Annotated in this window: 14 protein-coding genes; 6 read left to right on the top strand and 8 right to left on the bottom strand. The window is 69.1% G+C overall.

Annotated features, from left to right (window positions below; genetic code table 11):
• The first annotated feature begins 111 nt into the window (after nucleotides 1-111).
• A complete protein-coding gene (locus tag ACIQD6_RS32900) occupies nucleotides 112-459 on the top strand; it encodes a hypothetical protein (protein ID WP_401889787.1) in 348 nt (115 codons plus the stop codon).
• A 211-nt stretch (nucleotides 460-670) separates the two neighbouring features.
• Here ACIQD6_RS32900 and ACIQD6_RS32895 read toward each other — a convergent pair whose 3' ends face one another.
• Nucleotides 671-2,308 (bottom strand): FAD-binding oxidoreductase, encoded by a 1,638-nt coding sequence (locus tag ACIQD6_RS32895; RefSeq protein WP_401889784.1) that lies wholly within the window; start codon nucleotides 2,306-2,308, stop codon nucleotides 671-673.
• A gap of 248 nt (nucleotides 2,309-2,556) precedes the next feature.
• The gene (locus tag ACIQD6_RS32890) at nucleotides 2,557-2,736 is read right to left on the bottom strand and encodes a hypothetical protein (protein WP_401889782.1); all 180 of its coding nucleotides are present in this window, start codon (nucleotides 2,734-2,736) and stop codon (nucleotides 2,557-2,559) included.
• Nucleotides 2,737-2,864: 128 nt separating this feature from the next.
• Between ACIQD6_RS32890 and ACIQD6_RS32885 the strand changes: the two genes are divergently transcribed.
• Both ACIQD6_RS32885 and ACIQD6_RS32880 read left to right on the top strand, forming a co-directional pair.
• Nucleotides 2,865-3,692, top strand: coding sequence for a hypothetical protein (locus ACIQD6_RS32885; protein WP_401889779.1), 828 nt, complete (start codon nucleotides 2,865-2,867; stop codon nucleotides 3,690-3,692).
• A gap of 185 nt (nucleotides 3,693-3,877) precedes the next feature.
• A complete protein-coding gene (locus ACIQD6_RS32880; protein WP_401889776.1) occupies nucleotides 3,878-4,114 on the top strand; it encodes a hypothetical protein in 237 nt (78 codons plus the stop codon).
• 111 nt (nucleotides 4,115-4,225) lie between these two features.
• Here ACIQD6_RS32880 and ACIQD6_RS32875 read toward each other — a convergent pair whose 3' ends face one another.
• On the bottom strand, nucleotides 4,226-4,654 hold the full coding sequence (locus ACIQD6_RS32875; RefSeq protein ID WP_401889774.1) for a metal-sensitive transcriptional regulator: 429 nt from the start codon (nucleotides 4,652-4,654) through the stop codon (nucleotides 4,226-4,228).
• A 209-nt stretch (nucleotides 4,655-4,863) separates the two neighbouring features.
• On the opposite strand from ACIQD6_RS32875, the gene ACIQD6_RS32870 reads away from it, so the two are divergent.
• Nucleotides 4,864-5,484: a DUF47 domain-containing protein gene (locus ACIQD6_RS32870; RefSeq protein WP_401889771.1), complete on the top strand. Its 621-nt coding sequence runs from the start codon at nucleotides 4,864-4,866 to the stop codon at nucleotides 5,482-5,484.
• 5 nt (nucleotides 5,485-5,489) lie between these two features.
• Nucleotides 5,490-6,488, top strand: a complete 999-nt coding sequence (locus tag ACIQD6_RS32865; protein WP_401889769.1) for an anion permease — start codon at nucleotides 5,490-5,492, stop codon at nucleotides 6,486-6,488.
• Nucleotides 6,489-6,758: 270 nt separating this feature from the next.
• Here ACIQD6_RS32865 and pstB read toward each other — a convergent pair whose 3' ends face one another.
• From pstB to ACIQD6_RS32840, 5 genes are all read right to left on the bottom strand, one after another.
• A complete protein-coding gene (gene pstB / locus ACIQD6_RS32860; RefSeq protein ID WP_401889767.1) occupies nucleotides 6,759-7,535 on the bottom strand; it encodes a phosphate ABC transporter ATP-binding protein PstB in 777 nt (258 codons plus the stop codon).
• A gap of 52 nt (nucleotides 7,536-7,587) precedes the next feature.
• Nucleotides 7,588-8,667, bottom strand: coding sequence for a phosphate ABC transporter permease PstA (gene pstA, locus ACIQD6_RS32855; RefSeq protein WP_401889764.1), 1,080 nt, complete (start codon nucleotides 8,665-8,667; stop codon nucleotides 7,588-7,590).
• Nucleotides 8,664-9,656, bottom strand: a complete 993-nt coding sequence (gene pstC / locus ACIQD6_RS32850) for a phosphate ABC transporter permease subunit PstC (protein ID WP_401889761.1) — start codon at nucleotides 9,654-9,656, stop codon at nucleotides 8,664-8,666. The genes pstA and pstC overlap by 4 nt, the downstream gene beginning before the upstream one ends.
• Nucleotides 9,657-9,755: 99 nt before the next feature.
• Complete coding sequence (gene pstS / locus ACIQD6_RS32845) at nucleotides 9,756-10,883, bottom strand: phosphate ABC transporter substrate-binding protein PstS (RefSeq protein WP_401889758.1); 1,128 nt, start codon at nucleotides 10,881-10,883, stop codon at nucleotides 9,756-9,758.
• Between the two features lie 270 nt (nucleotides 10,884-11,153).
• Nucleotides 11,154-12,164 carry a helix-turn-helix transcriptional regulator gene (locus tag ACIQD6_RS32840; RefSeq protein ID WP_401889755.1) on the bottom strand — a complete coding sequence of 337 codons (1,011 nt, stop codon included), beginning with the start codon at nucleotides 12,162-12,164 and terminating at the stop codon, nucleotides 11,154-11,156.
• A gap of 112 nt (nucleotides 12,165-12,276) precedes the next feature.
• On the opposite strand from ACIQD6_RS32840, the gene ACIQD6_RS32835 reads away from it, so the two are divergent.
• Nucleotides 12,277-12,675: a VOC family protein gene (locus tag ACIQD6_RS32835; RefSeq protein WP_401889753.1), complete on the top strand. Its 399-nt coding sequence runs from the start codon at nucleotides 12,277-12,279 to the stop codon at nucleotides 12,673-12,675.
• Nucleotides 12,676-12,734 lie beyond the last annotated feature (59 nt).

Here is a 12,734-nt window from a genome sequence, read left to right as displayed (position 1 = left end):
GCCCGTGTCTGTCGTACCTGTACCCGTGTCCGGCCTGTCCGCGCGCCCCCCTTTTCCGTTCAGTGGTGCTCACCCGCGACGCGACGCTGGAGGCGGCGCACCACGAGGATCGTGCCGGCGGAGGCCGCGGCGGTGGTCCCGATGGCGAGGGAGAGCTGGGCCGCGCTGGAACGGCCCGACGAGCCGGCCGTGGCCGTATGGTCCGCGCCTCCCCTCGCCGCACCGGACGGCGTGACCCGAAGGGCGCCCACGGACGGGGACCGGGACGCGGAGGAGGAGGTGGAGACGGAGGCGGCGGAGGAGGCCGCGGGGGCGGTCGAGACGCGCGCCGCCGCTGACGCCGATGACGTGGACGCAGACGGCTTCGGCCTCGAAGTGGACGAGATCGTCTCCGACGCCGAAGGGGACGGCGCCTTCGCGGCGGTCACGTCGGCGCTGCCGCTGAACGGCAGAAAGTAGAGGGTGGCTGTGGCGAGCGTGGCTATCCAGGATCCGTGTCGATACATCGGTACGCCCTCGGAAGTCGGGTTTCTCCCCCTCCTTGCTGGCCTTGCTGCGTACAGGCCATCGCCGGGCGGACCGTACGGCCACCTCGGTGGGCCGTACGGCCTACAGCGATCACTCCGCGCGTCGTCCCCGTCGTCCCCATGCCACCCGCGTCTCCAAGCCCCTACAGCGCCTGCGGGAAGTCGAAGAGCCGGTCGGGGTCGTACTGCTTCTTCAGCCGCGTCAGCCGGTCCGCGGCAGCCCCGTAGTAGGCGGTCCGCCAGTCCTTCAGCGTCGGGTCGATGTAGTTCTGGTACGCGGCGCCGGACGCGTACCTGCGCATCGAGGTATGAGTGTTTTTCAGCCACGCTTGCTGGGGCGATCCGGAGGCTCCCCGCTTCCAGTCGGCGACGTACTGCGCCAGCATCCGCGACCTCCGGTGCACGAAGGACGTCGCGAGCGGATCGACGCGGTTGATCGCGCCGCCGAGCGCGGTCAGGGTGATCGAACCGCCACCGCCCTGGGCCGCCGGGATCCGGGTGAACTCCTCGGCGGCGGATATGAGCGCGCGCACTCCGGCGGGGGAGAGGGAATGGTCGTAGAAGTCGGAGGCCGCGGAGTACGTCTCGCGCTGGAGCGTGCCCTGGGCGCTGCGGCCGGGCGTCGTGCCGGGCAGCCGGCACTGCTCCTCGGTGATGCCGGAACAGCCCGCGTACACGAGCATCGCGTCCTCGTAGCCGCGCGGGCGCACCGAGACGGAGCGCGCGGAGCCCGGACCGCCCGGGCCGTCGGCCAGCCGGTCGAGCGCGTTCTTCAGATCCTCTTCGCCGCCGAGCGAGAAGGCGGAGATGGAGACGGTGGGGGAGGTGCCGCCCGGACCCGCCGCCAGATGGAGCGAGGACCATATCTCGTCGGGCTGGTCGGGGCCCCACTTCTGCCAGGCGCTCAGTACGGTCTCGGCCTTCGACCAGGGCCAGCTGAGGAAGGCGGTGACCGTCGCGGGTGCCGGGTGCGTACGGAAACGCAGTTCGGTGACGACGCCGAAGTTGCCGTTACCGGCGCCGCGCAGCGCCCAGAACAGATCCTTGTTCTGTTCCGCGTCGGCGGTCAGACGCTTGCCGTCGGCCGTGATGACGGTCGCGGAGGTGAGGCTGTCGCAGGTGAGACCGTACGCGCGGGCCGCGACGCCGTGGCCGCCGCCGAGCGTGAGTCCGGAGACGCCGACGGTGGGGCAGGACCCGGCGGGGATCGTACGGCCCCCGTCCGCGAGGGTTCGGTAGACATCGGCCAGCTTCGCGCCGGCGCCGACAGTGCCGTCCGAGGCCGCCCGCTTGAGCGAGTCGAGCTTCGATATGTCGATGACGAGGCGGCCGTTGCCGCTGGACCAGCCCGCGTACGAGTGGCCGCCGTTACGGATGGAGACGGGAGTGTGGTGGGCACGGGCGAACGCGAGGCACTCCTTGATGTCGTCCTCGCCGGAGACATAGGCGACGCCTGCGGGCTTCAGGGAGTCGAACCGGGTGTTGTACAGCTGCCGAGCCGTCGCGTACGCGGCGTCCTCGGGCCGTACGAGATCTCCGTCCAGCCCTTTGGCGAGCGCGTTCCATGCGGCCGTGCTCGCGGATCCCTTGCTCGACAGGCCTGTTGCGCCCGCCACGTCTGCCCCGCCCGAAGCCGAAGCGCCCGAAGTACCCGAACCACTCGTACCGCCCGGCGCCTTGCCTGAACTGCCCGTATTGCCCGAACTTCCGGCGGAACAGGCGGTCGTGGCGGCGGCCGTGGCGGCGCCGAAGGCAGCGGTGAGCAGTGTGCGCCGTTCCATGTGGCGACCTCCTGTTGGCGACCCCGGGAGGGGAAGCGCGGACAACGTCCTGGGGAACGGGACGGGTCACAGGGGGTAGGGGGTTCCGTCGGGCGGGTGGTGTTTCGCCTCACGCTCAGGGGGCGGTCCTGGGGAATTACCTCTCAGGCGTCATCCTTCAGGCGTCACTCTTCCGGGAGCACTCCTCAGGGATCACCTCTCAGGCGTCACCCCTCAGGGATCACCCGGTCACTCTTCGGCCTCGGCCTTCAGGCGGTTGACGTGTGGGATGCCGCGTCCGCACGGGCCCGGTCGCGGGCTCTGCGTGCGGGGCCCCACCAGCCGCAGCTGCAGCGGGCCAGACAGAACGCGCCGCGCTCGACGGTCGAGGTGGTGTGGGGGTGGGGGGCGGTGGCGGTGGGGGAACCGGAGGTGTCTTGTTCACGCACGTCTCCACCGTACTGCTGCGTTCGCGCCGCGGAACAGGGCCCCGGCGTGACGGGGAACGCGGGCCGTCGTTATCCGGAGAAGGCGGGTTTCGGACAAGCGGCGGTTGGGCGTTGGGGGTTGGCGGGCGATGGTGGCGAAGGGGCACGGACGCAAGGGCGTGACCTTCGCCGTCGTGGCCGTGGCGGGGGTCGTGGCCACCACCGGCGGGTGCTCCGGAGGTGGTGGCGCGGTGGCCGACGACCCGCCGGGCCGTGACCCCGCGGCGGTGCGGCGGGCGGCCGATGTGCTGTTGGCGTCGGGCAGTTCCAAGGCCCGTACGTCCATGGAGATGGCGGCCGGCGGGACCCGGGTCACCATCCGTGGCGAGGGCGGATACGACTTCGGCAAGCGGATGGGACGGCTCAGGGTCGTCCTGCCCAAGGACCCGGCGGGCGCGAACGAGCACCGGCCCATCACCGAACTGCTCTCCCCCGCCGCCCTGTACATGAAGAACCGGGGGGCCGGGGTGCCCGCCGACAAGTGGGTCCGGGTGGACTCGACCGTCCTGGAGGACGGGAACCTGGTCACGGGCGGGGCCACCGACCCGCTGACCGCCGCCGAACTGCTGCGCGCCGCCCGGAATGTGGCCTTTGTCGGCGAACAGGATCTGGCCGGAACCCGGGTTTGGCACTACCGCGGGGTTACCGACATCGGTCGTGCCGCGAAAGCGGCGTCGCCGTACGCGCGCGAGGCGTTGGGCGCGGCGGCGAAAGGGTTCGGCGAGGACGCGGTGCCGTTCGACGCGTACCTGGACGAATCCGGACGGCTGCGGAAGGTCAGGCACCGGTTCAGCTACGTCAATCAGGGGCATACGGTCGCCGTCGCGTCGACCACGCTGCTGTACGCGTTCGGGGTCGAGGTCCTCGTCGCGCTGCCGCCGCGGGGCGACATCTTCGCGGGGGAGATCAAGGCGTGACGTGCGACGTACGCCGGCGAAGGGTGCGGCCGGGCGGCCTCCGTCGACAAGATCAAATCAAGCCGTAACCACAGAGGACCAAGACGGAAATGGTCCAGACGTGCCATGCGCGGTGCGTGTCGCGCTCCCTACGCTAGGGAGGCGACGCGCCAGGAAGCGACCCGGCGAGGAAGAGGTGATAGCACGTGGCTCAGTTGCGTAGGCCGACCGTCCAGGACCACGTGGCTCTCGCCGAGATCGAGCTGTGCGGAGAGCTGATGATCGCGGCATCGGCGGCGGACGGTGAACGGCTCAGTGCCGACCGTATCGACGAGGTGCTGAACGTCACGGTCGAGCGCCGCGCCCCCGCCCGGTCGCCCGGTTCGCCCTGCCCGGCCCGGACGACCCGGCCCGCCCGGCGGACAGGGGCGCGCGGCGAGTGACCACCGGGGCGGGGCGGCGGAGCGGCCGGGGTGTATACGGAGCGGTCGCCGGGTTGTGTACGAAGTGGCCACCGCGTCGCGTACGGCGCGGGCGGGTCAGGTACGGGCGGGTCAGGTGCGGAGCAGTCGGGCGATCGCCTTCGTCGCTTCCTCCACCTTCGCGTCGATTTCTTCCCCGCCCTTGACCGCGGCGTCCGCCACGCAGTGGCGCAGGTGCTCCTCCAAGAGCTGGAGCGCGAAGGACTGGAGGGCCTTCGTCGAGGCGGAGACCTGGGTGAGTATGTCGATGCAGTAGACGTCTTCGTCGACCAGCCGCTGGAGCCCGCGGATCTGGCCCTCGATCCGGCGGAGTCGCTTGAGGTGCTCGGCCTTCTGGTGGTGGTAGCCGTGCACCCCCCGGTCGTGGTCGGTGGTGACGGCTCCGTCGGTACGGCCGTCGGTCACCGCCTCGTCGGTGCCGGTGCCAGTGCCGTTGCCGGTGTCGTCGGTGGTGGAGGGCGCGTCGCTCGTCGCCGCGCCGGCCGCCTCAGTGGTCGTCATCGCGTCCTCCCGTAAATGCTGTTCGGAATACTGTCCGAAAGGGGCCATATACCCCACGTGGGTATATGGTACCCGTCTGTGAGCCTTGGGGCAGGGCCCCGTAATGATCCCCGTGCGCCATGGGTGACACTGAGATGCCGGTTAGCCGTGGCCGGATGATGCGCCTAGCATCAGCCTTTGACCGAATCCATGTAACCCGAGGACCCCACGTGCGATTTCGTCTGACCCCCAGGGAGACGAGCTTCTATGACATGTTTGCCGCATCCGCGGACAACATCGTCACGGGCTCCAAGCTCCTGATGGAACTCCTCGGGGCGGATTCCTCCGCCCGGGCCGAGATCGCGGAGCGCATGAGGGCGGCGGAACACGCGGGCGACGACGCCACTCACGCGATCTTCCATCAGCTCAACTCCTCCTTCATCACGCCGTTCGACCGCGAGGACATCTACAACCTCGCGTCCTCGCTCGACGACATCATGGACTTCATGGAGGAGGCCGTCGACCTTGTCGTCCTCTACAACGTCGAGGAACTCCCCAAGGGTGTCGAGCAGCAGATCGAGGTCCTCGCCAGGGCCGCCGAGCTGACCGCCGAGGCCATGCCGCACCTGCGGACGATGAGCAACCTCACCGAGTACTGGATCGAGGTCAACCGCCTGGAGAACCAGGCCGACCAGATCCACCGCAAGCTGCTCGCCCATCTCTTCAACGGCAAGTACGACGCGATGGAGGTGCTCAAGCTCAAGCAGATCGTGGATGTGCTTGAAGAGGCCGCCGACGCGTTCGAACACGTCGCGAATACGGTGGAGACGATCGCGGTCAAGGAGTCCTGAACCTCGTGGACACCTTTGCACTGATCGTGACCGTCGGTGTCGCGCTCGGCTTCACCTACACCAACGGCTTCCACGACTCCGCGAACGCCATCGCGACCTCGGTGTCCACCCGGGCACTGACCCCGCGTGCCGCCCTGGCGATGGCGGCGGTGATGAACCTCGCGGGCGCGTTCCTGGGACAGGGAGTCGCCAAGACCGTCAGCGAAGGCCTGATCGCCACGCCCCATGGGTCGCGGGGGATGGGCATCCTCTTCTCGGCGCTCGTCGGCGCGATCGTCTGGAACCTCGTCACCTGGTACTTCGGGCTTCCGTCCTCGTCCTCCCACGCGCTGTTCGGCGGCATGGTGGGCGCGGCGCTGGCCGGCGGGACCGAGGTGATCTGGACCGGGGTGCTGGAGAAGGTCGTCATCCCGATGTTCATCTCGCCGGTCATCGGTCTGGTCGTCGGCTATCTGGTGATGGTCGGGATCATGTGGATGTTCCGGAATTCCAACCCGCACAAGGCCAAGCGCGGTTTTCGGATAGCCCAGACCGTCTCGGCGGCCGGAATGGCGCTCGGCCATGGTCTCCAGGACGCGCAGAAGACGATGGGCATCGTGGTGATGGCGCTGGTCATCGCCGATGTGGAGGACTCGGGCGACGCGATCCCGGTGTGGGTCAAGATCGTCTGTGCGCTGATGCTGTCCCTCGGGACGTACGCGGGCGGCTGGCGCATCATGCGGACACTGGGCCGCAAGATCATCGAGCTGGACCCGCCGCAGGGATTCGCGGCGGAGACGACCGGCGCGTCGATCATGTTCGGTTCGGCGTTCCTGTTCCACGCGCCGATCTCGACGACGCATGTGATCACCTCGGCGATCATGGGTGTCGGGGCGACGAAGCGGGTGAACGCGGTCCGCTGGGGTGTCGCCAAGAACATCATTCTCGGCTGGTTCATCACGATGCCGGCGGCGGCACTGGTCGCCGCGGTGAGCTTCTGGCTCGTGAACCTGGCCTTCGGCTGATCCGTACGGGACCGCCCGTGTCCGGCGCTTGCCGGGGGTTGCGGACGGTACGGAATCTACGCCCGTAGACCCGTACCGGGGGATCCGTACGCCGCGCCCGTACCGCCGTGCCCGTAACTCCGTATCCGTACGCCGTACTCGTGCCGCCGCGCCCGTATCCCCGGCGTACCCGCCGACAGACATGAATGGGCCCGCCCCCCTGGGAGAGGGGGCGGGCCCTTCGCCTTGCGGTGGCACCGCCATGCAGCACCGCAGGACGGCTCAGTCGCCCTATCCGAAGCGGCCGGAGATGTAGTCCTCCGTCGCCTGCACGGACGGGTTGGCGAAGATCCGCTCGGTCTCGTCGATCTCGATGAGCTTGCCGGGCTGGCCGACGGCCGCGAGGTTGAAGAACGCCGTACGGTCCGAGACGCGCGCCGCCTGCTGCATGTTGTGCGTCACGATGACGATCGTGAAGCGCTCCTTCAGCTCACCGATCAGGTCCTCGATGGCGAGGGTGGAGATCGGGTCCAGCGCGGAGCACGGCTCGTCCATCAGCAGGACGTCCGGCTCGACCGCGATCGCGCGGGCTATGCACAGGCGCTGCTGCTGGCCACCGGAGAGACCGGAGCCGGGCTTGTTCAGGCGGTCCTTGACCTCGTTCCAGAGGTTCGCGCCCTTGAGGGACTTCTCGACGATGTCCGCCAGCTGGCTCTTGCCGTACCGGCCGTTCAGCCGGAGCCCCGCCGCGACATTGTCGAAGATCGACATCGTCGGGAACGGGTTCGGGCGCTGGAAGACCATGCCGACCGTGCGGCGCACGGTCACCGGGTCGACACCCGGTCCGTACAGGTTCTCGTCGTCCAGGAGAACCTTGCCCTCGACCCGGCCGCCGGGGGTGACCTCGTGCATCCGGTTCAGGGTGCGCAGGAAGGTGGACTTGCCGCAGCCGGACGGGCCGATGAAGGCCGTCACGGAGCGGGGCTCCACGGTCATCGAGATGTCGTCGATGGCCCGGTGGGAGCCGTAGTAGGCGGTCAGTCCGCTGACGTCGATTCGCTTGGCCATGTCACTCACTGCTTCTTTCGTGGCCCCGCGCGGCGGAGCCGGATATCGGGCCTCAGCGGCCGGTCTTCGGGGCCTTCCAGCGGGCGATGCCGCGCGCGACCAGGTTGAGGATCATGACGAACGCGATCAGGACCAGCGCCGCGCCCCAGGCACGGTCGACGGCTGCCACTTCGCCCACCTTGTACTGCTCGTAGATGTAGAAGGGGAGCGAGGACTGGGCACCCTGGAAGGGGTTCGGGTTGATCAGCTGGCTGCCGTAGACGAGCAGGATGATCGGCGCGGTCTCACCGGCGATACGCGCGATGGCGAGCATGACACCGGTGGTGATACCGCCGATCGCGGTCGGCAGGACCACCTTCAGGATCACCCGCCACTTCGGTACGCCCAGGGCGAGCGCGGCCTCGCGCAGCTCGTTCGGGACGAGCTTGAGCATCTCCTCGGTGGAGCGGACCACGACCGGGATCATCAGGATCGCGAGGGCGAGAGCGCCCAGCAGGCCCGACGGCTCGATCTTGGCCATCAGCACGATCGACAGGATGAACAGACCCGCGACGATGGACGGGATGCCCGTCATGACGTCCACGAAGAACGTCACGGCCTTGGCCAGCGCGCCCTTCCCGTATTCCACCAGGTAGACGGCGGTCAGCAGGCCGATCGGCGCGGAGATCACGGTGGCGATGCCGACCTGCTCCAGGGTGCCGATCAGCGCGTGGTAGACACCGCCGGTCGGGTCGGAGCCGAGCACTCCGGCCATGGAGTGGGTCAGGAAGTACGGGTCGACGACCTTCGCACCGCGGCTGATCGTCGTCCAGAGCAGCGAGAACAGCGGGATGACGGCCAGGATGAAACAGACCCACACGACGCTGGTGGCGAGGCGGTCCTTGGCCTGGCGCTGGTTCTCGACCGCCGAGGTGACGACGTACGAGATGGCCAGGAAGGCGACCACGGCGATCAGGCCCCACTGGACCTTGCTGTTCAGTCCGGCGCCCGCTCCGACGCCCGTACCGATGGCGAGGCCGGCGGCGGCGAAGCCCGCCGGTGCCCAGCGGGGCAGTCCCCGCCGGCTGAGGCTCTTCCTCGGACCCTCCGGCGGGACCGGGGTCGGCGTGTCCGTGACGGCTGCGTGGCTCATGCGTTGGCCCCCGAGTACTCCTTGCGGCGCGCGATGATCAGGCGGGCCGCGCCGTTGACCAGCAGTGTGAGGACGAAGAGGACCAGACCGGAGGCGATCAGGGCGTCCCGCCCGAACTCGTTGGCCTCGTCGAACTTCGCCGCGATGTTCTGGGCGAACGTGCCGCCGCCCGGGTCGAGCAGGTGGAGCGAGATCAGATAGTTCGGGGAGAGGACCGTGGCGACGGCCATCGTCTCGCCGAGCGCGCGGCCGAGTCCCAGCATCGAGGCGGAGATGACACCGGAGCGGCCGAACGGCAGCACGGACAGCCGGATGACCTCCCAGCGCGTGGCGCCGAGCGCGAGCGCAGCCTCCTCGTTCATCCGCGGGACCTGGAGGAAGACCTCCCGGCTGACGCTGGTGACGATCGGCAGGATCATGATCGCCAGCAGGATGCCGACGGTGAGCATGTTGCGGGCGACGCCGGGGTGGGTCTGGTCGAAGATGTACGTCCAGGAGAAGTACTGGTCGAGCCAGACGTTGAGGCCGTCGAGATACGGCACGAGGACCAGGGCGCCCCAGATGCCGTAGATGATCGACGGCACGGCGGCGAGCAGGTCCACGACGTAGGCGAGGGGCGAGGCCACCTTGCGCGGCGCGTAGTGCGAGATGAACAGCGCGATGCCGACAGCGATCGGAACCGCGATGAACATCGCGATGATCGAGCTGACGACCGTACCGAAGAGCAGGACCGCGATACCGAAGACCGGCGGGGTCGCGGAGGGGTTCCAGTCGAAGGTGGTGAGGAAGTTGCCCTCGTCCTTCGAGATGGCGATGGCGGCGCGGTAGGTCAGGAACCCCGCGATCGACGCCATGATGACGAGCAGCAGAATGCCCGAGCCCCTGGAGAGGCCCGAGAAGATCGTGTCACCCGCGCTCCCGGTGGAGCGGTTCGGTGGGGGGTCGGCCGGCGGTGCCGGCGGGGTGTCTATGGGAGTGGTGGAAGCCATGATCTTTCCGGTCTGTGTGGGGGAGGGCAGGGCTCCCCTGGCGGCGGTGCACCGGATGGGGGACGGCCGCCGGCACTGGGCCGGCGGCCGTCACGGGTGTTACGAGAGGGACTTGACCGTCTCGCGCACCTTGGCGTTGATCTCGGCCGGGATCGGGGCGTAGCCCGCCTCGGTGAGGAGCTTCTGGCCGTCGGCGCTGGAGGTGTAGTCCAGGAAGGACTTCACCGTCGGCAGCGTCTCGGCCTTGTTGCCCTTGTCGCAGGCGATCTCGTACGTCACCAGGACGATCGGGTAGGCACCGTCGGCCTTGGTGGCGTAGTCGAGGTCGAGCGCCAGGTCCTTGCCGGTGCCCTTGATCTTGGCGGCGGCGATGGCCTTGGACGCGTTCGCGGAGGTCGCCTCGACCGGGGCGCTGGCGCCCGTGTCGACCTTGACCGTGGGGATCTTCTGCGAGTGGGCGTAGGAGAGCTCGAAGTAACCGATCGAGCCGTCGACCTGCTTCACCTGGCTCGCGACACCGGAGGAACCGGAAGCCGCCTGGCCGCCGGGGGCGGGCCACTTCTTCTCGGCCTCGTACTTCCAGTCGGACGGGGCCGCGGCACCCAGGTACTTGCCCAGGTTCTGCGTGGTGCCCGAGTCCTCGGAGCGGTGGAACGCCTGGATCGGCTTGCTCGGCAGCTTGGCGTCGGGGTTGAGCGCCTTGATCGCCGGGTCGTCCCACTTCTTGATCTTGCTGTCGAAGATCTTGGCGAGCGTGGGGGCGTCGAGGACCAGGTTGTCCACACCCTGGAGGTTGTAGCCGAGCGCGATCGGGCCGCCGACCATCGGCAGGTTGATGCCCTGGCCGCCCTTGCAGATCTTCTTCGACTCCGCGACCTCTTCGGGCTTCAGCGCCGAGTCGGAACCGGCGAAGCCCACGGTGCCCTGGTTGAACGCGACGATGCCCTCACCGGAGGAGGAGGACTTGTAGTTGACCTCCACGCCGGTGCAGGTGGTCATGTAGTTCTTCACCCAGAGGTCCATGGCGTTCTTCTGCGCGCTGGAACCGGAGGCCAGCAGCTGCCCCTTGGCGTCGGCACACACGGCCTTCGACGCGGCCGAGGCCTTCTTCCCCGGGTCGCCGCCGGTGTTGTCGTCCGAGCCGCACGCCGTGAGAACCAGGGCGCCGGAGACGGCGAGGGCACCGAGCGCGGTGGCGCGCAGCCCGTTCTTGCGCTGAAGCTTCACTTCGGGTGTTCCTTCCAGGAGCCGCCGGTTTCTCTCGTTCTACGGCGGCGTGCGTCGGTGTGGTCGGTGCGGTGCGGTGACCGTCACCTTGTACGGCCGAAATTAGGCAGATCAGGTGAATCGGCCAACGGGGAAGAGTGAACGCAAGGTGAACCTCATCGGACGGCTGAGGTTCGCAACGGATTGGCGCGGCGGGGCGCGGTCCGGCAGGGGTGCGGTCCGGCGGGTGCGGGTCGGCGGGGGTGCGGGTCGGCAGGCTGCCGGTCGGGCTTATGCGCGGGAACCGCTGTCCTGTGGCGGCAGGGCCGAACTCGCGAGCCGGGCGGCGAGTGCCGCGACGAGGCCGCGGAGCTCGTCCGGCCGCTCGATGACGAACGGCCGGTCCAGCGAAGCGAGTACGGCCGGCAGCCAGTCGAGCCGGTCCACCCGCATCTCGACGCGATACCAGCGCTCGGTCTCCTCCTCCACGCTGCTCGCGGCCGGCAGTTCCTCCACGACCGCGACGCTCGCGGGAAGCCGGGTGCGGATCTGCTCCGCCGTCCCCTGGATCCGCAGCGTCACCTCATACCGGTAGGGAGCCGTGGCGAGCCCTGACAGGACGCGTTCCGCCGGGTCGAGTCCGGCGGGCGGCTCGAACGAGCCGGGCAGGCTCCTCGCGTCGGCGATGCGGTCCAGCCGGAACGTCCGGTCCTCGCCGATCGCGGGATCCACGCCCGTCACGTACCACCTGCCCGAGTGGGCGACCAGCCCGTACGGGTGCAGGGTGCGCTCGCTGCGCCGGCCGTCGGCGGCGGTGTACCGGATCGAGATCTTCCGGTGATGGCGCACCGCGTCGGCGATCGCGAGCAGGACCGCGGTTTCCGGGACGGCCGGCTCGGCGGGCCGGTCCGTGAAGGCGAGGGAGTCGAGTACGGCGTCGAGCCTGCGGCGGAGCCGCTCGGGCAGCACCCGCCGGACCTTGCCCGCCGCGGTCTCGCTCGCCGTACCGGTGGCCGTCATGAAGCCGGCTCGCCGGCCCAGGACCAGGCCGAGCAGCACGGCGAGCGCTTCGTCGTCGTTCAGCATGAGCGGAGGCATGCGGTGACCGGAGGCGAGCCGGTAGCCGCCGTAGCGACCGCGCACCGACTCGACGGGTACGTCGAGGTCGATGAGGTGGCCGACGTACCGCCGCACCGTGCGCTCGTCGACATCGAGCCGGTCGGCGAGTTCGGCCACGGTCCGGACGCCGCCCGACTGCAGGAGTTCCAGCAGGGTGAGCACGCGGGCAATGGATCGGGGCATGTACGGAAGTCTCCCCCGGATACCGGGCGGGTTCTGTCCGGTATCAGCCGTAGCGTGCGATCAGAACCTTCGGCACAACGGTCAGAACCCTCGACACATAGGAGAGAAACCCATGGACTTCGTCTCGGTCCGCGTCATCACCGGTGACGTCGCCCGCCTTGTCGACTTTTACGAGCACGTCACCGGAGTGCGGGCGAACTGGTCCACCGAGGACTTCGCCGAGCTCAGGATCGCCTCGGCCACCCTCGCGATCGGCAGCACCCGCACGGTCCCGCTGTTCGCGCCCGGCTCCGCCCGCCCGGCCGACAATCACAGCGTCATCCTCGAATTCCTTGTCGACGACGTGGACAGCATGCACCGGAACCTGACCGGCTTCGTGGCGGACTTCGTCAACGAGCCCACCACGATGCCCTGGGGCAACCGCTCGCTGCTGTTCCGTGACCCCGACGGCAACCTCGTCAACTTCTTCACCCCTGTCACCCCGGCGGCCGTCGAGAAGTACGCCCGCTGACGGCGGCGCCCGCGGGGCCCACGGTCACTGGCGTGTCGGTGAGTCGGGGAGGCCCGGCA

The organism is Streptomyces sp. NPDC088400, from assembly GCF_044753355.1.
Lineage (GTDB): Bacteria > Actinomycetota > Actinomycetes > Streptomycetales > Streptomycetaceae > Streptomyces.
Note: the sequence above shows the minus strand (reverse complement) of the source record. Positions and strands in the feature narration are given on the sequence as shown.

Coding starts and splice junctions, on each gene's coding strand:
- ACIQD6_RS32895 (WP_401889784.1), bottom strand. CDS start 2,308: ATGGAACGGCGCACACTGCTCACCGCTGCCTTCGGCGCCGCCACGGCC.
- ACIQD6_RS32885 (WP_401889779.1), top strand. CDS start 2,865: ATGGTGGCGAAGGGGCACGGACGCAAGGGCGTGACCTTCGCCGTCGTG.
- ACIQD6_RS32875 (WP_401889774.1), bottom strand. CDS start 4,654: ATGACGACCACTGAGGCGGCCGGCGCGGCGACGAGCGACGCGCCCTCC.
- pstB (WP_401889767.1), bottom strand. CDS start 7,535: ATGGCCAAGCGAATCGACGTCAGCGGACTGACCGCCTACTACGGCTCC.
- pstA (WP_401889764.1), bottom strand. CDS start 8,667: ATGAGCCACGCAGCCGTCACGGACACGCCGACCCCGGTCCCGCCGGAG.
- pstC (WP_401889761.1), bottom strand. CDS start 9,656: ATGGCTTCCACCACTCCCATAGACACCCCGCCGGCACCGCCGGCCGAC.
- ACIQD6_RS32840 (WP_401889755.1), bottom strand. CDS start 12,164: ATGCCCCGATCCATTGCCCGCGTGCTCACCCTGCTGGAACTCCTGCAG.
- ACIQD6_RS32835 (WP_401889753.1), top strand. CDS start 12,277: ATGGACTTCGTCTCGGTCCGCGTCATCACCGGTGACGTCGCCCGCCTT.